The organism is Ezakiella coagulans (genome assembly GCF_003096635.1).
Lineage (GTDB): Bacteria > Bacillota > Clostridia > Tissierellales > Peptoniphilaceae > Ezakiella > Ezakiella coagulans.
Genome location: NZ_QEKV01000004.1, coordinates 173,689 through 193,859, shown reverse-complemented (window position 1 = coordinate 193,859; position 20,171 = coordinate 173,689). Strand labels below are relative to the sequence as shown.

General features: G+C 31.8%; 24 protein-coding genes and 3 pseudogenes. 1 reads left to right on the top strand and 26 read right to left on the bottom strand.

All coding sequences use genetic code 11. The annotated features are described in order from the left end of the window. The 20 genes and pseudogenes from C7381_RS04815 to C7381_RS04710 all read right to left on the bottom strand — a co-directional run. On the bottom strand, positions 1-239 hold a 239-nt coding region (locus C7381_RS04815; RefSeq protein ID WP_185117040.1), incomplete at its 3' end, for a BlaI/MecI/CopY family transcriptional regulator. Positions 240-394: 155 nt separating this feature from the next. Then, a pseudogene (locus C7381_RS04810) lies at positions 395-609 on the bottom strand (helix-turn-helix domain-containing protein). A gap of 243 nt (positions 610-852) precedes the next feature. Continuing rightward, a complete protein-coding gene (locus C7381_RS04805; RefSeq protein WP_116480086.1) occupies positions 853-1,242 on the bottom strand; it encodes a bleomycin resistance protein in 390 nt (129 codons plus the stop codon). Between the two features lie 267 nt (positions 1,243-1,509). Next, the gene (locus tag C7381_RS04795) at positions 1,510-2,028 is read right to left on the bottom strand and encodes a hypothetical protein (RefSeq protein WP_116480084.1); all 519 of its coding nucleotides are present in this window, start codon (positions 2,026-2,028) and stop codon (positions 1,510-1,512) included. An 85-nt stretch (positions 2,029-2,113) separates the two neighbouring features. Further along, entirely contained in the window at positions 2,114-2,485 is a 372-nt protein-coding gene (locus tag C7381_RS04790) for a hypothetical protein (protein WP_116480083.1), read from the bottom strand. Between the two features lie 168 nt (positions 2,486-2,653). Beyond that, positions 2,654-2,758: pseudogene (locus tag C7381_RS08850) on the bottom strand (PDDEXK nuclease domain-containing protein); the annotation flags it as partial. A 70-nt stretch (positions 2,759-2,828) separates the two neighbouring features. Then, the gene (locus tag C7381_RS04780) at positions 2,829-3,353 is read right to left on the bottom strand and encodes a cysteine hydrolase family protein (RefSeq protein WP_116480081.1); all 525 of its coding nucleotides are present in this window, start codon (positions 3,351-3,353) and stop codon (positions 2,829-2,831) included. Positions 3,354-3,515: 162 nt separating this feature from the next. After that, the gene (locus tag C7381_RS04775; RefSeq protein ID WP_116480080.1) at positions 3,516-3,983 is read right to left on the bottom strand and encodes a hypothetical protein; all 468 of its coding nucleotides are present in this window, start codon (positions 3,981-3,983) and stop codon (positions 3,516-3,518) included. Positions 3,984-4,034: 51 nt separating this feature from the next. Continuing rightward, on the bottom strand, positions 4,035-4,592 hold the full coding sequence (gene frr, locus C7381_RS04770) for a ribosome recycling factor (protein WP_034547715.1): 558 nt from the start codon (positions 4,590-4,592) through the stop codon (positions 4,035-4,037). Further along, on the bottom strand, positions 4,593-5,309 hold the full coding sequence (gene pyrH / locus C7381_RS04765; protein ID WP_034547717.1) for a UMP kinase: 717 nt from the start codon (positions 5,307-5,309) through the stop codon (positions 4,593-4,595). A 6-nt stretch (positions 5,310-5,315) separates the two neighbouring features. Next, complete coding sequence (gene tsf, locus C7381_RS04760) at positions 5,316-5,966, bottom strand: translation elongation factor Ts (protein WP_116480079.1); 651 nt, start codon at positions 5,964-5,966, stop codon at positions 5,316-5,318. Positions 5,967-6,012: 46 nt separating this feature from the next. After that, the gene (rpsB, locus tag C7381_RS04755; protein WP_034547720.1) at positions 6,013-6,795 is read right to left on the bottom strand and encodes a 30S ribosomal protein S2; all 783 of its coding nucleotides are present in this window, start codon (positions 6,793-6,795) and stop codon (positions 6,013-6,015) included. A 200-nt stretch (positions 6,796-6,995) separates the two neighbouring features. Next, complete coding sequence (locus C7381_RS04750; RefSeq protein ID WP_116480078.1) at positions 6,996-7,211, bottom strand: helix-turn-helix transcriptional regulator; 216 nt, start codon at positions 7,209-7,211, stop codon at positions 6,996-6,998. A gap of 379 nt (positions 7,212-7,590) precedes the next feature. After that, the gene (locus C7381_RS04745) at positions 7,591-8,679 is read right to left on the bottom strand and encodes a DUF4373 domain-containing protein (protein WP_116480077.1); all 1,089 of its coding nucleotides are present in this window, start codon (positions 8,677-8,679) and stop codon (positions 7,591-7,593) included. 13 nt (positions 8,680-8,692) lie between these two features. Then, complete coding sequence (locus C7381_RS04740; protein ID WP_116480076.1) at positions 8,693-8,944, bottom strand: hypothetical protein; 252 nt, start codon at positions 8,942-8,944, stop codon at positions 8,693-8,695. A 9-nt stretch (positions 8,945-8,953) separates the two neighbouring features. Continuing rightward, positions 8,954-9,208: a hypothetical protein gene (locus tag C7381_RS04735; RefSeq protein WP_116480075.1), complete on the bottom strand. Its 255-nt coding sequence runs from the start codon at positions 9,206-9,208 to the stop codon at positions 8,954-8,956. Beyond that, positions 9,201-9,479 (bottom strand): hypothetical protein, encoded by a 279-nt coding sequence (locus tag C7381_RS04730; protein ID WP_034547729.1) that lies wholly within the window; start codon positions 9,477-9,479, stop codon positions 9,201-9,203. Before C7381_RS04730 ends, C7381_RS04735 begins: the two co-directional genes overlap by 8 nt. Before the next feature lie 178 nt (positions 9,480-9,657). Then, the gene (locus tag C7381_RS04725; RefSeq protein WP_165803598.1) at positions 9,658-10,140 is read right to left on the bottom strand and encodes a Csac_0668 family 2Fe-2S cluster-binding (seleno)protein; all 483 of its coding nucleotides are present in this window, start codon (positions 10,138-10,140) and stop codon (positions 9,658-9,660) included. A 298-nt stretch (positions 10,141-10,438) separates the two neighbouring features. Beyond that, a complete protein-coding gene (locus tag C7381_RS04715) occupies positions 10,439-11,089 on the bottom strand; it encodes a hypothetical protein (protein ID WP_116480074.1) in 651 nt (216 codons plus the stop codon). 174 nt (positions 11,090-11,263) lie between these two features. Further along, positions 11,264-13,090, bottom strand: coding sequence for an LTA synthase family protein (locus C7381_RS04710; protein ID WP_116480073.1), 1,827 nt, complete (start codon positions 13,088-13,090; stop codon positions 11,264-11,266). A 179-nt stretch (positions 13,091-13,269) separates the two neighbouring features. Here C7381_RS04710 and C7381_RS04705 point away from each other — a divergent pair, with 179 nt between their 5' ends. After that, on the top strand, positions 13,270-13,710 hold the full coding sequence (locus tag C7381_RS04705) for a hypothetical protein (RefSeq protein WP_116480072.1): 441 nt from the start codon (positions 13,270-13,272) through the stop codon (positions 13,708-13,710). 3,391 nt (positions 13,711-17,101) lie between these two features. Here C7381_RS04705 and C7381_RS04700 read toward each other — a convergent pair. The 6 genes and pseudogenes from C7381_RS04700 to C7381_RS04675 all read right to left on the bottom strand — a co-directional run bounded on the left by C7381_RS04700 (position 17,102) and on the right by C7381_RS04675 (position 20,142). After that, entirely contained in the window at positions 17,102-17,611 is a 510-nt protein-coding gene (locus C7381_RS04700; protein WP_116480071.1) for a GNAT family N-acetyltransferase, read from the bottom strand. 32 nt (positions 17,612-17,643) lie between these two features. Further along, positions 17,644-18,129, bottom strand: a complete 486-nt coding sequence (locus C7381_RS04695) for an NUDIX hydrolase (RefSeq protein WP_116480070.1) — start codon at positions 18,127-18,129, stop codon at positions 17,644-17,646. 65 nt (positions 18,130-18,194) lie between these two features. Next, a pseudogene (locus tag C7381_RS08910) lies at positions 18,195-18,302 on the bottom strand (restriction endonuclease subunit M); the annotation flags it as partial. Between the two features lie 172 nt (positions 18,303-18,474). Next, positions 18,475-18,954, bottom strand: a complete 480-nt coding sequence (locus C7381_RS04685) for a GNAT family N-acetyltransferase (RefSeq protein WP_034547755.1) — start codon at positions 18,952-18,954, stop codon at positions 18,475-18,477. 58 nt (positions 18,955-19,012) lie between these two features. Then, positions 19,013-19,816, bottom strand: coding sequence for a KilA-N domain-containing protein (locus tag C7381_RS04680; RefSeq protein ID WP_116480069.1), 804 nt, complete (start codon positions 19,814-19,816; stop codon positions 19,013-19,015). After that, a complete protein-coding gene (locus C7381_RS04675) occupies positions 19,771-20,142 on the bottom strand; it encodes a MazG nucleotide pyrophosphohydrolase domain-containing protein (RefSeq protein ID WP_116480068.1) in 372 nt (123 codons plus the stop codon). Before C7381_RS04675 ends, C7381_RS04680 begins: the two co-directional genes overlap by 46 nt. Between the last annotated feature and the right edge of the window lie 29 nt (positions 20,143-20,171).

Genomic DNA, 20,171 nt, shown 5'->3' with positions numbered 1-20,171 from the left:
TTCAAAAGAGCATCTTCCCTTGATACAAGGACTCTAATTGTATATTTAGGATATCTCCTAGCTATCGCTCCTTTTTCTACTAATCTTCCAAAAAAGGTGTAGCAAGAGGTTTTACTTATATCGTACTTTTCCATCAATATTTTTGATAAGGCAAGAGCTTGGATTTCTCCATTTTCATCTAAGACATCACCTTTCCACAACTCTTCCATTACCAGTAGTTCTCCATCTGAAAATTCCAACTATATTACCTCCTTTATATATAGTTTCGTTTGCCATTATATTTTTATTTATTTAATTATTTTCAACTTGAGTATATCATAAATTTAAAAAATGGTCAAGTGTTTTGACCATTTAAAATTACAATTTTTATATTTTAATACATCTCGTTTTAGTTTTAAATTTCTTTTTCAAATTCATATTCAAAACTAATAATATCATTAGGAGTGCAAGATAGAGCCTTACATATTCTTTCTAAATTCTTAAATGTAATTGGTTTATCCTTGCCCATTTATGCTATAACACTTGTTGTATCCATGCCATAACTATTACATCTGTTTTTTAGTCCTTTTTTGCTAACTGTATCCATAATGGTTTATAGTTAAGTGCTATAATATACCTCTTTTTCTCTATCCATTAATTTCTTCTCCTTAATCTATAAATTTCAATTAAAAAAGTTACTGAATTTATATTTCAATCGCTAAATGTCTTATATATTAAATTGTTTTAAGTCGGACTTCTTATCCTTACCATTTTTACCTCCTAATTTTGAGTATAAAAAAAGACGATAGAGTTTAATTATCTATCATCTCTTTCGTTTCTATTTAATTATTTGGCTCGACAAACTGGTATTTGTTAATTTGTAAATCTTAACAAATACCCATTGGGATCTTGAATTAAAAACTCTATTTGCATTTCTTCTATTTCATTAACTTGATATATGTTTCTGGTTAGTTCTCTGTATAATTCTATATTCAAATCATTCACTAATTGATACAGTTCTTCAATATCATCGACAGCTATTGAAAAATTTATTCCTCTTCCTAAAGGATATACTAGCTCACCTATATTCCAACCATCATCATGAATTTGTTCGAACATAAACTGACTATCTTGAAAAGACATGAAAACGAATTTATCTTCAGCACGTTCATATTCAATTTTAAATCCTAATTCACTATAAAATTTTTTAGTCAGATTAATATCAAAAACTGATAATTCAGGGATCATCCTACTAAAATCCATATTCCCTCCTTGACAAATTCTAATTTATCTAGTTATATTATATCACATAGTCCCTCGCATGTGTAGGCTCTTACAGTAAATATTACAATCTTGTTATCACTGTATTACCATTTATCTTAGCTTTACACTTTCGAGTAATATACTTTTCAATATCAAAAACATTTCTCTCATCACAATCTTCCAATAACTTATAATTCTTATGTTTTGTAATATCAAATTTATCAGACAAGAAATGTCTTACTACTCTTAGATAAAAATATACCAATTTTAATAATCTCCGTCTAAGTAATCCTCAAGTTGATATTCTTTCCCATCAACTTCTATAAACCATGTGCTATAAGCATCTATATTTAAAGGATTATCATCAACAACATAAGTTTTATAATACTTTGTATATATACTATACACGAGATTCTTTCTTGTGTCATTCTTATCTATTTTCCCATTATAAAAAGATATATATACATCAGATACTTTTGTATCTTTTTCCCAATATTTGCTTGCAATTTCATCCATGTGATTGGTATTTATGAATGGTTTTAATTTATCTATTACTTTTTTTACATCATTAATTTTAAAATTTTCAGATGTAACAAAATTAATATATAAGGATGGTCTTAAAAATTTTATTTGAATCTCACCTATTTTTTTATTTGATGACATCTCTTCTTTAAACAAATGAAATTCTTCACTTTTAACATTTTTTTCTTTAGAACAAGAAGTTATAAATATCAACCCAATCATTAAGGTCACTATTATTAAATTTTTCCTGTTTTTATTTTTCATTTAACCTAACTCCATCTTTTTTTGATGAATACCAGAAATTATTCACATAAAGCAAGTAATGTAAAAATTCTCAAACTCAATACTCTTATTCTCTCCACTTCCAAATATAATAATTTTTATGTTGGGTAACTTCCACAAATGCTTCGATCTCTTTATATTTGAATTCATAGATATTCTCCATCACTAACTTATCGGCGTCGATAGTTTCCACATATGTCCACCCTAAATTTTTCATATAATCACCCAAATTTAAATCTTTATTAGCAATCATAATTTTAGGATATTCTTGAATCTCATAGTAGTCTTTGTTTAAAATGCAAACTTGTATAAATCCATTTGTTACACGTAATGGATTATACACTCCAAACACGTCCCCGGAAATAACTGTACAAAAAACAACTATTAAAACTATTATAGTAGTTAAAAGAATAATACTCTTAATTCTCTTATTATTCATTTTAATCTCCTTCATTTATAAATTTTCTACAACTCTTTTTCGCTAAACGTTTTTCTTGAAATTATATAACTTATACCATTCCACCCTTATTTTGCCATAAATTTCTTTATGCCTAATTATAGATTGTAAAATGCTTATATCTATCGATTTTTTTACAAGATTTAAAAATTTTTCATATAAGCTTCGCTTTTTCTCATCGCTGATAGATAAAAGCTTATAATAATGGGACCGGGCCAATTTAACATACAGTGTCTGGCAAATTGGATATGATAAACATTGTCTTTAAATCTATAGATTGTAAAAAACTTATATTGATATCATTTTTAATTCAATCCCTTAATTATTAAATACCGTTAAAATACTCATCAGTATATAATACCTCAACTTCTCCGGACCAATTTAGTATAGACCCAATAAAGTCATTGATATCGATTCCGGGCATTTCATAAATTTCTTCATCTCCAAATGTTCCCGAAGCGTCTTCAATAAAAACAGTTTCATAGCCTCTGTCGGAACATAAGATGCTGGAAAATAAACAACAATATTCCGTATTAAAACCGCATATATATACTTTAGACACATTATTGTCTTTTAATACTTGGGCAAGATTGGTTTTGTAAAATGGATTGCAGGACGTCTTTTCAATAGTATAATCGCCCAGCCCTTGAATCTCATCCCATATTTCCGCGTCTCTGGAGCCTTTAAAATAAGGACTGTCAACATCATCTGAAAGATGCTTGGTTAAGATTACAATGTCACTCTTCATTTTAAAATCATCAATTAGAATTTTAATATTATTTAAAGTCTCTGAAAAATCCTTTTTCTTCAATATTCCTTTTTGCACATCCAGTACAATTAATGCATTCATCATATTCTCCTTCAATTGTAAATTATTTACAGCTATTTTTCATTAAACATTTTTCTTGAAATCAGTTAATTTATAAAATCTCCGTAATCATCTTACCAAAAACTGTTCATTTCACAAGACTCAAACGCATAAATTAACAGCCCATAATCCCGAATACAAAAACTAAATCTCGAGATTAAATCTCTTCACATTAAAACTTTCGCCATCTCTTGTGACTTCGCCTTCCGAAAGCGACTTTGCGGACTTCTCTTTCATTATAAGTAACAAATCATAGTCGTCATCTTTAACCGTAAAAAGAATTCTTTCAATCGGATAAAACGACTGAATAAACTTGATTGAAACGTCAATCGCCTCTTCTAAGAACATGCTGCGATTAAAAATATCAATCGAAAGGTTTCCGCCGTACTCAATAGCGTCGATCGAAAGCGTCGGCAAAATCTTTCCAACGCCTATAACAGCGTCATCATCGATATACCACACCTCTATCTCCTGGTCCTTGCCACGCATAGTGCGTGCCGCCTTTTTCGCCTTAATATATTCATCTTCATTATAGTCAAATTTTCCGTAAAATTCTTCACAGAAAAACTTAAATGACTCAAAATACTTTTCATTTGGAATTGAAACTCTCATAATACACCTCTTTTATGTAAAATAAAAGCCGACACATTGTCGGCACATTTATTATATTTCCATTATTTCCTTTTGCTTTTCTTCAGCAATTTTGTCAATATCTTTAATCATATCATCTGTCAATTTTTGGGCTTTGTCTTCAGCTTGGAATTGCTCATCTTCTGTGATTGCTTTGTCCTTTTCAAGCTTTTTGATTTCGTCCATCAAATCTCTTCTGATATTTCTGATATTTACTTTAGCATCTTCAGCGTTTTTGGAAACAAGTTTTGTTAAATCTTTTCTTCTTTCCTCTGTGAGTTGTGGAATTACAAGTCTTACAACTTTTCCGTCGTTTGAAGGATTAAGTCCCAAATCACTTGATAAAATCGCCTTTTCAATTGCAGGAATTACGTTTGCATCCCATGGTTGAATTTGGATGAGTCTTGGCTCCGGAGCGGAGACGTTTGAAATTTGTCTAAGTGGAGTCATAACCCCGTAATAGTCAACTTCTACTCTGTCCAAAAGTGACGGGTTTGCACGTCCTGCACGAATAGAGCCCAAATCTTCTTTGTAGACTTCGATGCTCTTGTTCATCTTTTCTTCAGCTGCTTTAAAAACTTGCGTAGTCATTTAGTCCTCCTTATTATCGACAATTGTTCCAATTTTTTCCCCGTTTAAAGCCTTTGTAATGTTTTCTGTTTCATCAATTCCAAAGACTAAAAGCGGAATGTTGTTGTCTTTCGACAAACTTATTGCGGTGCCGTCAAGAACCTTCAAATCCTTTTCAAGCACTTCTTTAAATGTTAAATGCTCAAATCTTGTTGCACCCTCAAATTTGTTTGGATCGGCTGAATATACGCCGTCGACACCTTTTTTCGCAATGAGTATCGAATCCGCACCGATTTCAGCTGCTCTCAAGGCAGCGGTTGTGTCGGTTGAAAAATATGGATTTCCGATACCGGCTGCAAAAATAACAACACGTCCTTTTTCAAGATGCCTTATGGCACGTCTCATGATATAAGGTTCAGCAACTTCTCTCATTTCGATTGAGGTTTGTACTCTTGTCGGTATTCCCGCTTTCTCAAGAGCACTTTGTAGTGCTAAAGCATTCATGACAGTGCCGAGCATTCCCATATAATCGGAAGTCGCTCTTTCTATTTCGAGTCCGTCACGACCTCTCCAAAAGTTGCCACCGCCACATACGATAGCAACTTGAAGAGAATCATTTTGTGCATCCTTAATTCGTTTTGCGAGCTCTCCTACAAAATTCATGTCAAGACCTGTTTTATTGTCACCTGCCATTGACTCTCCGGAAAGCTTTAATACAACTCTTCTGGATTTACTCATAAAAGACTATTTGCCCATTTGTTTTGCAACTTCGTCTGCAAAGTTTTCTTCTCTCTTTTCGAGTCCTTCACCAACTTCAAAACGAACAAAACGTCTAATTTTAATATTTTCGCCGATTTTAGCGATTTTTTCTTTTAACAATGTTTCGATTGACTTATCAGGGTCTTTAATGAAAGGTTGTTCAAGAAGAACAATTTCCTTATAGAATTTTTCAATTCTTCCTTCGACCATTTTTTCTGCAATGTTTTGAGGTTTTCCTTCATTCATAGCTTGTTGAGTCAAAACTTCTTTTTCGTGGTTGATAATTTCTTCAGGAACTTCTTCACGTGAAACGTATTTTGGACTTGAAGCAGCGATTTGCATTGCTACGTCCTTAACAAAATCCTTGAATTCATCTGTCTTTGCAACGAAGTCTGTTTCTGAGTTAACTTCAACTAAAACCCCGATTCTGCCGCCGTGAATATAAGCTTCAACAAGACCTTCAGCTGCGATTCTTGAAGATTTCTTTGCAGCTTTGCTGAGTCCTTTTTCTCTTAATAGGTCAACTGCCTTATCTAAATCTCCATCTGTTTCTTGAAGTGCATTTCTGCAATCAAGCATACCTGCGCCTGTCTTTTCTCTTAATTCTTTAACTAAACTTGCACTGATCTTGCTCATTTTTCATCCTACCCTTCTTTATAATATTTAAATTTATAATAATTTACTATTTGTCTTCCTTAGAACTTTTTTCTTCTTCCTTTTTCAAAGCTTCTTCCATGCTTTCTTCGGAATCATCATCTTCTGTTTCAGGAGCACTGTATTGTTCACCTTGTTTTGCTTCAATAACAGCATTTGCAATTGTTTCAGCAATAAGTTTAACAGCACGGATAGCGTCGTCGTTGCCAGGAATTGGGAAATCCAATTGTTCAGGGTCACAGTTTGTGTCTACAATACCGACAACAGGGATTCCGAGTTTGTGTGCTTCTTGAACAGCGATGTTTTCTTTTTTAGGGTCAACCACGAACAAACAATCAGGAGTTCCGTTCATGTTCTTGATTCCGCCTAAGAACTTTTCAAGACGTTCAATTTCATGTCTCAATTTGATGACTTCAACCTTAGGAAGAATGTCAAATGTACCGTTTTCTTCCATTTCTTCAAGTTCAAAGAGTCTGTCGATTCTTGTCTTGATTGTTTGATAGTTTGTAAGCATTCCGCCCAACCATCTTTGGTTTACATACGGCATTTCGCATCTCTTAGCTTCGCTTTCGATAGCTTCTTGTCCTTGTTTCTTTGTTCCTACAAAAAGAACAGTTCCACCTTCTTCAACAATTTCCTTAACGAAACGATAAGCTTCTTCAACCTTCTTTACAGTTTTTTGAAGATCGATAATATAAATACCGTTTCTTTCAGTGAAAATGTAAGGAGCCATCTTAGGGTTCCATCTTCTTGTTTGGTGTCCAAAGTGAACACCTGCTTCTAATAAGTTTTTCATAGTAATTACGCTCATATCTACACCTCCGGTTTATTCTTCCGCATTTATCACATACACCCGACAACCGAAAAACGGCAACCTCGCGGAATGTATCAAAATGCGTGGCTAATTACATCAACTATTATAACATAAAAAAGTTGCAAGTGCAAGCTTTTCATTAAAAAAATACAAATAAAAAACGGCTCTTATTTAGAGCCGCAAAATAAAAAATAATATTATCTTGACGCAAAAGTGCCGTTATTGTCCAAATCGAAAACTTCATAGAGTGATTTGTCGAGTGCATGTGCAATATCACTTGCAAGCTTCAATCCCGGTATGCATTTTCCTGTCTCAATTTTACTGATGCTTATTCTTGAAACGCCAACTATTCCGGCAAGTTTCATTTGAGACAAACCTAGAGCTTTTCTTAATTGTGCTATTCTATTGTTCATCTTAACCCTCCTTGATTAAAATTTTTAAAATAAATAATAAATTAGGTAGCCTCGGTATTTTAAATTATTTATATTACGCTATACACATGGCCACGACATAATTATACCACCATCGCAGCGTAAGAAAATTAAAAAATAAATAAAGATTTTGTGTATTTTTTCATTAACTTTGTTATACATGAAAACAAAACAATAAAAATCATTTGACGCAAATAAAAAATCCTACACGATAATAAAATGCCACCGGTTACTATTATATACCTTTACTCAAATAAAATCAATCAAAAAATTAAACTTTTTTAAAAAATTTATAAAAATAATGCAAACTTGAGAATTAATTAACTTTTAATTATCAAATTCGATATCTTAAACTTAAAATTTACAAATGAGATTTTAAATTAAAAATATCCTTCAGTTCCGCTTCCGAATAACCGTCAGTTTGCCTTGATTCAGTCATATAGTACTCGTCAAGCTTTGAAGAAGAATTTTTGTCATTCAAATTAACGGGATATATATTTTTCCACCCGTTAAGAATCGAATTTCTCAAAATTAATATCTTCTTGTCGTCACTTCCTGCTGAATACGAATCAAGCTGCTTAAAAAACATATCGACAACACTCTCGTCAACAGATTTCGACTTTGCTCTCTCATCAAAAAACACACACAAACAATCCCTAAGCTCCGGATTTGACGTATACTCCAAAACTTTAGGGTGGAAATCAAAAGTATTTATGACACTTTTTGTTTGTTTTTGTTTTCTTTGCTTTTCTTTGCTTTGCTTTTCTTTGCTTTGCTTGGCATACGTTTGCATTGCACTTGCATTCGTTTGTATTGCACTTGCATTCGTTTGCATATTTTCATTAATATTAACATTTTTTAAACTTTTAAAGTTCTTTCCGTCTTTACTATTTGATAAATTATCATTATTTTTCTCTATAAATTTTTCTACTGTTTCTCTCTGAGCTGGTTTTTCATTTATAACTGTACAAAAATTAGACGACAATGCCTCGTCGTCTTTAAAATCCTTATTCTCATTTTTCTCATCATTATCCTTTAAAGATGTATTATTTTCAGACTCTATATCTTCATTCTCATGAGTCTCTTTATTCCATCTTTTATTGGCTGCATTTCTTCTCTTTTCTGACAAATCTCTAACTTTTTTATCCTTCATCTCCATCCTCTCGTTAAAATCGGGAGAATAAAAACGACTCCCATCTTCATTAAACTCAAAAAGGCCGAAATCTTCAACAATCGACCTAATCTTTTCACTATCTACTCTAAAATCATACGCCATAACATCATAATTTATCGACGACGTATAATCGCTCTCCTCGCGAAGACGCTCCAAAATCATAAAATATATCCCGTAGCCCTCAGCCCCATGTTTAATTCTCACAGCAAGAAGCTTGTCCGAATTTCTTGCGTTTGAATCGTGCGAAAAATACGGTGTAATAACTTTTCTCGTCATAAAATCTCCTCCCCTAATTAATCCCTGATATAAAACTCAGAGCATTCCTATAAATATTCATCTTTTTATTAAAATCTAAATTATAAATATAATCACTCTCTATAAACTTAAAATCCGTCACGCCCGCAATCGACGATACAAAAAGAATCGGGTGCATGTCCGCATCCCGAACCTCATATTCGTATTCGTCACCTTTCGTGGACTCCTTATAAACAAGAGTGAGCCCCTCGTCGTGTAAAAACTCTACAAATTCTTTTAAATCCATAACTTCCTCCTAAAATCTGTCGATGAGCGTCAAAAGCTTCTCGTAAATCTCGAACTTGTCCTCAAATTTCAGAGTGTCCACATACTCATTTTCGTAAAACATAAACTCTTTCACGCCGTCATAAACCACAAACTCCATAAACGGCAATTTGCCCCGAGAAATCACCGAAAACCTATAACTTATAAGCCCCGGTGCATTCTCCTCGAGAAACACAAGAAAAAGTCCCCTTTCCGCAAGAAATGTTTTCAATTCATTTTTATTCATCCAAATCCCTCCCGAAATTTAAAGTTTGAAAAAAACTGAGAAAATAAATATAAAAACTCACCTTCTCATCTGCACTCATGTCGCTCATAAAATCATTGTAGAAAAAATTGAAGTTCTTTCCGTTTTCGTCCATATAAATCGTCGCAACCGTGCTGCTGAAACTGTCCATCACCTCGTACGTGACCGACTTTCCATGCGGCGAAAGAGTCTCTGTATAACTCGTATAAAGATCCATCTCCGCCAGCCTTTCCATAAAAACTGATTTATCCATAAAATCACCTCCAAAAATATATATCCTCAGAAAGTCGATTTTAGAAAACTATTTTTTGCAAACAAAAAAAGCGGCCCAGACTTTTACATCTGAACCGCTAAAATTTTAATTCTATAGTTTTTTATTATTTTTAATTTTATTACTGTTATTACGTACTTTATAAATTATTTGTCGCAAACTATTTTTTGCTATTTAATGCTTTATTGATGGTTTCTTGAATAAAAGGACTACAGCATTTACCCAAAGGATTGTTAATTTCGCACTTTGCATTTTTCATTGCCCCTGTAAGTCTAATAATATCTTTAATATTCTTTGCACCATCATCTAAAACAGCGTTTATAATTTGTTGCTCTGTAACTTGGTTGCAATAGCATATATATTTGGGATTTGCATCCTTTTTAAACCATATAGGAACTTTTACATCTTCCTTATAAAAAACTCTTTCATTGTTTAAGTTATAATACACGACATCACAATCTTCATTCATACATAAATAGTAAGTTTCTTCATCTACAACCTTTCCCATAAGGTTTTCTGATACCATATGCTTTACAGTTATATTCTTAACCTTTTCTCCTATTTTGTGACATTTGGGGCAATTTGCTTTTTCTTCCACTGTACCAGTGGTTTTTTGTATTGAACCTCAGCAAGATTGATTTATCTTATTTTCTTGACTCACTTTATTTCCTCCTGTCTAAATAAATATTATTTCTATAGTTAATCAGGATATCTAATACCTCTTTCAATGGATCTACAGGTTGCAGCTCTTTTTTAGTCTTATTTGTTCATTTTTCTTTCTACCAATAAGTGCCATAATGGATATAAAAAATTACTATATTATTATCACTTATCCGTTTTATTGTTAAGATATATTATATCATAAATAGGCTAATAAAGCAATTATCCTATTTTTTGCAAACAAAAAAAGCGGTCCCCCGCTTTTAAAAATTTTATTTATTCTATTCTTCCAAATCGTAAATCCATGTCTCAAAAACATCTTTGACTCCGCTCGAAAAAATATTTTTTAATCGCATCGCACATTCGTCAACATCGTCCGCTTCAAAAAATATCGTATCATAATCACAAAACATCTTCTCCGCCACCGCTCGAAAAAAATCTTCAGCAATTTTTAAATTATCTGAATAAACGTACGCAATTTCATTTTTCTCAATAAATGCAAAACTCATTCCGCCCTCTCGGCTAAAATAAATTTTCTCAGGCAAAATCTCCTTAAACTCATTAAAGCTTGCACTCACAGGATTTATAGCTTCATGAGAATTCCTATAATAATCAAAATAAATTTTCGAAAAATTCTCATAAATCTCATCCTCTGAATTCGCCTCACAAATTTCAATCGTTCGATTCTCATGCGAAATCAAATCATCCTTCGTGACCTCAAGAGAATAACACGATCTCATCTTTTTAAACCCCCACGTCTTTGCAATATCTCGTTTTAAAGTATTGCTCGAGTCAACCATAAATTGAAGCGGCGCACATCGTGAATTATAAATCTCCAAGAACGAATCCGTTTTTTTATCCTTCAGATCTTCATATTCAAAATCTATATAAACATTTCTGTTGTGAAACGCATTTTTCCATGTTCTAATCATAATACCTCAACATAATTAATAATAGATATAAAACAAATATACTTATTTCTCTCATACCCCAAGCTCTTTCATTAAATCTTCGATATTGTCATAGGCTTTAATATCTCTATCCAACGCCACTCTTCTTCCTTCTTCTATAGCTTTTAGTGGTTTTGCTGGTTGGATTGTTCAATTTTATTTCTTATCCGCAATTTCGTCGTACGAAAAATGGCTGAGCCTGTAATATTGCATCATATAATGAAAGAGCTTATCTTTCTTGGTCTTTTCGCTCGGGTCGGCGGTGAGCTTTCCGTTTTCCGAAATATAGGACGACGCATCCACCGGATATTCCTTGCGTCTCTCGCTCAGATACTGAATATACGGCGTTTTATAGCCCATCTTTTCGAGTGCATAAGAAAACAAATAATAATTGCTCATCGTCGGAATTTCTCCGACCATATCGTCTCCGATTTTCTCTTTTGCGGCGGAATTTGCCCAAATGATAAAAGGTGTCGTATAGTGCTTAAGCCAACCTTCCGGCGAATCAAAACCAATATCTACGCCCATCTTTTCATAAATCTTGCCCTCTTCGCCAAGCCGTGCCAAATGGTCCCCATAAAAAATCACAACCACCGGCGACTTCTCTTTCTCGAGCTCTTCCGTAAAATTGAGAAGCTGATCCGCAGTGTCCTTCACTCCGTATAAATAGTTGTTCGCAATGTTATACTCTTCGTCGGTGCCATTAAAACTCTTTCTGTCGAGATAATCGTCAATCCCCTTGTCCTCCGAGCTGTATGGCGTGTGATTTTGCATCGTAATCACCGAGTTAAAATACCTCTTACTCTTGTCACGATTTCTGTAATACTTTAAAACAAGCGGAAATAGAATCCTGTCCGGAAAATAGTCCGCTTCTTTATTTACAAAATATTCATCAAAATAATTCTCCGAATGTAAAAATTCATCGAATCCCAAAAATTGATTTGTGTTTAAACGATTGTAAAATTTGCCGGTGAACGGATGCATTGACTTTGTAGCGTAGCCCGCATTTTTGAGCATCCAAACAAATGTGTTTATATTTTTTATATATGGCGGAAAACTCTCAGCACCCTGATAAATATACCTCTCCGCTTCAATCGTGCCGCCGCCGAAAGTATAATTTTGAATTAGCCCGCATATACTTTTGTCCTGGAGCTTTCGAAATGAGCGATAAACCTCAGAGTCAACTTTCGCGCCTTTCTCCTCCAAATCCGCAAACGACTCGCCCAAAATCAAAAATATATCCACCTTTTCGTCGTCCATCGGCATCGACTCCTCGTATGAATCAAGCTTGTCCATAACCATTTTTTCGTCATACACATCCGGCTTCTTATAGAAAAAATCCTTGTAATGATAAAAGAAAGTGTAGACCAAGCCGCGATCCTTCGCACGTTCAACTTCAATATAAGGGTGAAAAAGGCTCATAGAATTGTTCCAATAAGTGTCACGCACAGTCATAAAATTTGAAAGAGTGTAAAAGCCGACGAAGCACATTAGAATAGCCCCCGAAAACCTCATAATCTTCTTTAGCCTAAACTTATCGATTTTCAAAAGATAATAACCGCCTACAATGAGAATTGATGGATAAATGAAATAAAGCGGACTAAGCTTGATTGAAACTCCGGACTTCACCATGCCCAAAGTCTCCTTTAAAAGCACGATATCCGTAATCTTGAGATTGTCGTCGCGATAAAAAAGCTTGTTTTGATTTGCGACGCCCATAATAAAAATCATAGCCCCGATTGACAGGAATGCCCCTCCGACACTTCCGAGCGCAAAATACATAATGAGCATCAAAATAAAAACCGGAATAAAATTCATAAAAAGAATCGTCGGTTTTTTAAGCAAAACAAACGGAATCGAAAAATGCACAACCCCGTCAATAAATAAAAAACTCGCAAAAGTCACCACAAGCGATAACGCAAAAATAAATAAAACATCATAGAAAAAATTCTTGCTGAAATACTTCTTAAAAAACTCCGCCATAACTCTCTCCTACTATAATCTTTGTTTATCATTATATACCTTTTACACGCTTTTATCAAATGATTTACAAAACGGACTTATTATATAAAGTGAAAAGAATATATTTTTTAGTTTTAGATTGTAATAACTAAAGTTATACGAAAGAATCATACATAAATAAAATAGAAGGAGTTAACCCTATGAAATCGCAAAAATTTCTGAAGCACAAGGTCAGTACCAATACTTTAATCAAAATCATCCCGTTTATAGTTATACTTTTAATTATTATTTTGGATATTATTTTTTATCGAGCAGATGTTATGCTAATGCCATATGTGACTATTTTCTATTCGCTCATAATAGCTTTTTTAAAAAATAACAACCGCAGAACATTAATAATCAGCTATATATTTGTTGCAATCAGCCTGATAATCTTTCTATATTTGAAGCCCAACTACACTATTAATCAAGCGAAACACAAACTTAAACAAAACAACTTTAAAAACGTAGAAATAGCGCAGCTGGGATATATAAAACCGAAAAATATATTGCTTAGAGGTGCATATGTATTTCGTACAGAAAATAGAAAATTAATAATTTTCAACAACAATAATGGTGAATTTTATATAGTGAAAGACTAAGATATGTCGGAATTAATAAAATATTAAATCTATAAAATCTATGAAATTTACCAAACTCAACACTCTGTTTGAATCCATTGAGAGTCAGATAATGATTTAAGCATCACCTATTTTATACACTCATGTATTTTTCAATACTTATCCTTGTTCTAGCTCCTATCCCGTTCTAACTATTATCAGATTTTTGAATCAACTTATGTCTCAATAACATTTACCCGCTCATTACTCTTTTATCCCATCAGTAATCTTTTATCCCCTCAGTAATCTTTTATCCCATCATTAATCGTTTATCCCTCATTAATCGTTTATCCCCTCATTAATCGTTTATCCTCTCATTAATCTTTTATCCCCTCATTTATCTTTTATCCCCTCATTTATCTTTTATCCCATCATTAATCGTTTATCCTATCATTAATCGTTTATCCCCTCATTAATCTTTTATCCCTCATTAATCGTTTATCCTCTCATTAATCCTTTATCCTCTCATTAATCTTTTATCCTATCATTAATCTTTTATCCCCTCATTAATCTTTTATCCCTCATTAATCTTTTATCCCTCATTAATCTTTTATCCCCACATTAATCTTTTATCCCTTAATTAATCGTTTATCCCATCATTAATCTTTTATCCCTTAATTAATCGTTTATCCCCTCATTAATCGTTTATCCTATCATTAATCGTTTATCCTATCATTAATCGTTTATCCCCTCATTAATCATCTCTTTTTTCAATAACATCATATCCTTACAAATTTCTCTCCTTTTAATCTATTTCTTTTTCAATCAAAACTCTCACAAAAAACATTCTTTATAAATTTATCCATGTAACCTATTGTTTGCATGCATGATACAAAACATTTATTACCGAAATCAGTTCATATAATCAACCAATTTTCGTATAATCATATTATTATATTTCAATTCTCTTACATAATATTTTTGTTACTTTTTTTGATAAAAAGATTAGTCTATAAATCATTTTTTCTATAAATTATCTTTCTTAAATCTACACTAATCCCTCCAATATAATTTCTCTTAAATCTACACTACCCTCTCCGAAATCCCTTTTAAAAAAATATCCCTCTCATATTATCCATGTAGCATATAGTTTGCATGGATAATATAAAAAACATCTTAACTAAAGTCCACTTATTAATCAATCAATTTTAATACAATCATCTCACATATACTAAGCATATAATATTTTAAATCTAACACATAGAATTATTGTAAGTTTTACTGATAAAAAAATATTTTCCATAAATTATCATCTCGTTAAAATATTTTTCCTAAAAATATTATTCCATAGATTATTTTTCCATAGATTATTTTTTCATGGTTTATTTTTTCTGAAATTATTATTCAATAGATTATCTTTTCTATAAATTATTTTCTTAAATCTACACTACTCTCTCCGAAATCCTTTTTTCAGAAAACACCCCTCTCAAATTATCCATGTAGTCTATAGTTTGCATACATAATATAAATCATTTTTTCCGGAAATCAGTTCATATAATAATCACACAAAGCAACCCCATATAATCTTTATATTATTCTTAAAAACTCACACAAAATTCATTCTCTTTATAATCATCTTTTTTATACTATTATATTCTTAATTTTTTTACATTTAAATGTATTTAATTTTAAATCAGAACTCTCTCAAAATATACTCTCTCAAAAGTTCTTATTGAAAATTATCCATGTAGTCTATAGTTTGCATGCATAATATAAATCATCTTTTTTGGAAATCACCTTATTTGATCTTTATATCGTCTTTCAAAACTCTAGCAAAATATATTATCTCATTAATCAGCTCTTTATTATAAAATTATATACTTACAAATTCTTTCTTAGTTTAAGCCGTTTAATTTTCAATTACAACTCACACAAAATACATTCTCTCTAAAATTTCTGTCCCAGATTATCCATGTAGTCTATAGTTTGCATGCGTAATATAAATCATCTTTTTTGGAAATCACCTTATGTGATCTTTATATCGTCTTTCAAAACTCTAGCAAAATATATTATCTCATTAATCAGCTCTTTATTATAAAATTATATACTTACAAATTCTTTCTTCGTTTAAGCCGTTTAATTTTCAATTACAACTCACACAAAAAACATTCTCTCTAAAATTCCTGTCCTAGATTATCCATGTAGTCTATAGTTTGCATGCATAATCTAAAACAATCGTTTAACTAAAATCAGCTTATATAATTAAAACATTATATTTCTAAGTTATTCAAATAATATTTACTTTAGATTTTTCTGAAAAAATAATCATCTTATTCTCAAAATTTTTTCTAACTATGTATAATTCTCTGTGAATCACCTTTAATAAGGTCATTTTCTCTAATTATGCATGTAGTCTATAGTTTGCATACATAATCTAAAACAATCGTTTAACTAAAATCCGCTTATATAATTTAAACATTATATTTCTAAGCTATTCAAATAATATTTACTTTAGATTTTTCTGAAAAAATAATCATCTTATTCTCAAAATTTTTTCTAACTATGTATAATTCTCTGTGAATCACCTTTAATAAGGTCATTTTCTCTAATTATCCATGTAGTCTATAGTTTGCATGCATAATCTAAAACAATCGTTTAACTAAAATCAGCTTATATAATTAAAACATTATATTTCTAAGCTATTCAAATAATATTTACTTTATGTTTTTCTGAAAAAAAATATATTATTCTCAAAATTTTTTCTAACTATGTATAATTCTCTGTGAATCACCTTTAAGAAGGTCATTTTCTCTAATTATCCATGTAGTCTATAGTTTGCATGCATAAGATAAAATATTTTTTCTGAAATCAACTTATATAATCAATCAATTTTCATATAATAATTACACGTATTTTAATAACATTATATCTTTACAATTTTTCTCCTTTCGATCTATTTAACTTTCAATCAAAACTCTCACAAAAAACCTTCTCTCTAAAATCTCTCTCCCAAATTTCCCATGTAGTCTATAGTTTTCATGCATATCTAAATTCGATTAAATCAATTATTTTCAACATTTAAAAATATATTTTTTCACCGAGGCTCTAATCTAAATCCAAACAACCTCAAAGTTCATCCCGTTTTAACTCGAGCGTTTCTCTAAATAAACTCCGGATTTAACACTAAAACTCTCGATACTCCGACAACATATGCGAACACAAAAAAGCGAAAGATTTCTCCTTCGCTTTTCTTTAAATATACAAAAATTTTCCCGAAAACTCTCAATTAATTTTCGCAATATATTCAATTTCTATAATTCCACCTGTAAAATCCTATAGTAAAATCAATGGCTAAATCTGCTAATTTTTAGATCTATTCAGGTGGATTACTATCATTGTAAACTGAGATTCATGTAACAATTTTATGTAATTATCATTTTAATTGTCTTTCCATTATAACAATTGTTCCCTGACCGTTATCGCTTTCTATTCCTTTTGGTATGAAATTATTTTTATTCCAAAATGCCGCACTTTGAGAGTTTCCCTTCATATAACCAAGTCGGATTGCTGAAAAACCAATTTCCCTTAATTCTGAGAAGCATTCACCTATAATTTCTGTCCCTACACCAGTTCCTTGTTTATCAGATAATACCATGAATAATCCAATAAATGCGGTGTCTTCATTAGGATAATATAGAATCAAATCCATAATAGCAATAAGCTCCTTTTCTTCAAAGAAACCAATATAGTATTTATCTTCTAATCTCTTTTTTGGTGGCAGAGCTTTCATATCATCTAACACACTCTGTATGTTCGGAGTAGGAGGACAATACTCAAAATAAAGCGGGTTTGTACATTCTAGTTTTAATACAGCTGCAGCATCTGATGCCTTTAGTTCTTTTACTTTATATTTTGAAGATAATTTGTTTATTTCTATTCTCATGCTAACACTTCCGTAAATTGCAATTTAGATAATTATAATCTTTCATCTGTCACAATGTGTAAAATTTCTTTATGTTTAGATTGTAAATATGACTTCATAAATACAGGATATGCCACAACCTTATCAAGGTCTTCAATAGGTATCCAATGCATGTTTTCTTTAACTCCTTGAGTAAAACTATTACTCATTAATTTTTGTGTCCCTCTTGATTTCATCAAAAAATATAAAGCTATTTCATGAGAATCTAATCCTTTATATTTTCCTGTAGACTCAACAAAGAAATTTTCATGGATAATTGCAAGAGGTTCAATTTCATAATGAATTCCCGTTTCTTCAAACACTTCTCTTTGCACGGCTTCTTCGGCCGTTTTACCAATATGAACTCCTCCGCCAATCGAATAGTAATAGTCATTTATTTCATTTCCGGCAAATAGAACACAGTCATTTTCAACAATAATTGCTGCAGCTCTATACCTGAATCTTTTATTTTTACTTTGAAAACAACAATCTTTCTGCATCTTTATTCTATCTTTCCCTTTATGCTGATGTACTGTTTACAACATTTATTCTTGCAATAGCCGCTCTAAACAGCACACCAACTATTTATTTTTTGAGTTTTAAACTTTGGTAGAAGTCTTGAACTCCTTATATTTGCATAAGTATTTGCCTCTATCACTATTATAGCGCGAAACCCCAGTGTACAATCGTATAGTGATATCAACGCCTTTAGATGTAAATAATCTATCTATTCAGGTGGATTACTAGTACTATAAACTGGAAGTTGTCTATCTTAAATCTAGATACATTATGTCGAAATCTATATATGAATCTACAATTTTAAAATAAGCTGAAAAAGTTCCAATTTATAAATCATACACGGCTACAATTTCATTGCCACACATTTCTCCATTCTCGGAAAAGCCATACTTTAAGTATATTGCTCTTGCTCTAGTGTTTTCTGGTTCATACGACAACCATACCTTTCTTGCCTCACCAAATGGGAATGTACGTATCAAATCGATTGCGGCATCAATCGTCTGCTTTCCCATACCTCGTCCCTGATATTTCCTATCAATCATTAGTCTCCAGAGGCAGTAGTTTTCTTTGATTAAAGGACTTTCTTCTTCATTGCCAACGGTTCCTTTTCCGATCATAACAAATCCAATCAGGGTGTTATCATCATATACTGCAAGCGGCAACGCATTATTGCCTTCATTTCTTGTTGAATATGCTTCCGCCAAGCTCTGTATGTTATCAGCAACAAAATCTTTTTGCTCTTCATATGGCTCTAATGCACAAACTTTCCAAATATTTTTATTCGTAATTTCATCAAATCTAATCATTTTTATCATCCTCCACAACTTCAAATTTATTTATTCAATTACAAACTAACAGTTATTATTACTTTCCTTCTAATCTTTTAGTGCCACTATCACCAAGTTTTTCAAGTGACATTAATTGTGTTCTAGCAAGTTTTCTAAGTTCCATCATTCTTTCTTTTTGCTCCATACCTTTTCCAATAAGAATCGCATTATAGCTTTCCATATTGGCAAGTACAAGTAACTCATTCAGACTTGCATAGTCTCTCATATTACCTTTTAGGTCTGGATTTTCTTCACGCCACTGTTTCGCTCTTTTGTTAAATAAAGCAACATTTAGCATATCTGCTTCACTTGCATATTTATAAGACAACTGTTCGTTGGTAAGATCTTTTAAGAGATATTCTTTGATTGCATCTGTATGAATTTTGTAGTTAATCTTAGAGATTTCACGATTAAGGTTCCAAGCTAATGATAATTTTGAGTTTTCATCTTCTTTAAGTCTCTTATAGTCTTGAATAATATACAGCTTAAATTCTGGTGAAATCCATGAGGCAAATTCCATAGCTATATCAGGATGAGCAAATGTTCCTCCTCCTCGCCCAGACTTAGAAACAATACCTATTGCGTTTGTCTTTTCAATCCATCTTTGAGGAGATAAGGTAAACGCATTTGTTCCCGCTTCCTTTCTAAAGGAGTCGAATTCGACCCCTTTAAAATTAGGATTGTGAATAGTTTCCCAGAGACCAAGGAATTCAATTGTATCTCTTACTCTTAACCAATTTTTAACAACGTCTTTAGGTTCATGCACATTTTTATATCTTGCAATATCCGTAAGACTTATATAGTCATTTTTAAAGTCTTCAGTATAAATCTGAATAGCAATCTTCTTGCCGTAACAAACTGTTCTAAATTGATTTTATGATTATATTTTATAGATGCATATTTATCTTTAGCAATGATAGTTTCATTTATATCAATATCATTTAATGCGGCAATTGCAATAGCATAATGTATTACATCAGCCAACTCATTTCCCAATTGAGACTTCAAATCTTCATCACCAAAAGATTTCCTTCCTGCCTTTTTGTTTAAGACCTCTGCCACTTCTCCCATCTCTTCTACAAGCTTCATAAATAAGCTTTGATCAATTCCACCATTTATATAGTTGTCATATAAATAATCTTGAAGTTCTGATATTAAAATTTTCATTTTGTATTCACCTTATAAAATTCAAATAT

Coding starts and splice junctions, on each gene's coding strand:
- C7381_RS04700 (WP_116480071.1), bottom strand. CDS start 17,611: ATGAGAATAGAAATAAACAAATTATCTTCAAAATATAAAGTAAAAGAA.
- rpsB (WP_034547720.1), bottom strand. CDS start 6,795: ATGAGCGTAATTACTATGAAAAACTTATTAGAAGCAGGTGTTCACTTT.
- C7381_RS04715 (WP_116480074.1), bottom strand. CDS start 11,089: ATGATTAGAACATGGAAAAATGCGTTTCACAACAGAAATGTTTATATA.
- C7381_RS04795 (WP_116480084.1), bottom strand. CDS start 2,028: ATGAAAAATAAAAACAGGAAAAATTTAATAATAGTGACCTTAATGATT.
- pyrH (WP_034547717.1), bottom strand. CDS start 5,309: ATGAGTAAATCCAGAAGAGTTGTATTAAAGCTTTCCGGAGAGTCAATG.
- C7381_RS04805 (WP_116480086.1), bottom strand. CDS start 1,242: ATGGATTTTAGTAGGATGATCCCTGAATTATCAGTTTTTGATATTAAT.
- C7381_RS04745 (WP_116480077.1), bottom strand. CDS start 8,679: ATGACGAGAAAAGTTATTACACCGTATTTTTCGCACGATTCAAACGCA.
- C7381_RS04790 (WP_116480083.1), bottom strand. CDS start 2,485: ATGAATAATAAGAGAATTAAGAGTATTATTCTTTTAACTACTATAATA.
- C7381_RS04685 (WP_034547755.1), bottom strand. CDS start 18,954: ATGATTAGATTTGATGAAATTACGAATAAAAATATTTGGAAAGTTTGT.
- C7381_RS04695 (WP_116480070.1), bottom strand. CDS start 18,129: ATGCAGAAAGATTGTTGTTTTCAAAGTAAAAATAAAAGATTCAGGTAT.
- C7381_RS04730 (WP_034547729.1), bottom strand. CDS start 9,479: ATGGATAAATCAGTTTTTATGGAAAGGCTGGCGGAGATGGATCTTTAT.
- frr (WP_034547715.1), bottom strand. CDS start 4,592: ATGACTACGCAAGTTTTTAAAGCAGCTGAAGAAAAGATGAACAAGAGC.
- C7381_RS04710 (WP_116480073.1), bottom strand. CDS start 13,090: ATGGCGGAGTTTTTTAAGAAGTATTTCAGCAAGAATTTTTTCTATGAT.
- C7381_RS04775 (WP_116480080.1), bottom strand. CDS start 3,983: ATGAGAGTTTCAATTCCAAATGAAAAGTATTTTGAGTCATTTAAGTTT.
- C7381_RS04780 (WP_116480081.1), bottom strand. CDS start 3,353: ATGAATGCATTAATTGTACTGGATGTGCAAAAAGGAATATTGAAGAAA.
- C7381_RS04705 (WP_116480072.1), top strand. CDS start 13,270: ATGAAATCGCAAAAATTTCTGAAGCACAAGGTCAGTACCAATACTTTA.
- C7381_RS04740 (WP_116480076.1), bottom strand. CDS start 8,944: ATGGATTTAAAAGAATTTGTAGAGTTTTTACACGACGAGGGGCTCACT.
- tsf (WP_116480079.1), bottom strand. CDS start 5,966: ATGAGCAAGATCAGTGCAAGTTTAGTTAAAGAATTAAGAGAAAAGACA.
- C7381_RS04750 (WP_116480078.1), bottom strand. CDS start 7,211: ATGAACAATAGAATAGCACAATTAAGAAAAGCTCTAGGTTTGTCTCAA.
- C7381_RS04675 (WP_116480068.1), bottom strand. CDS start 20,142: ATGAAAATTTTAATATCAGAACTTCAAGATTATTTATATGACAACTAT.
- C7381_RS04735 (WP_116480075.1), bottom strand. CDS start 9,208: ATGAATAAAAATGAATTGAAAACATTTCTTGCGGAAAGGGGACTTTTT.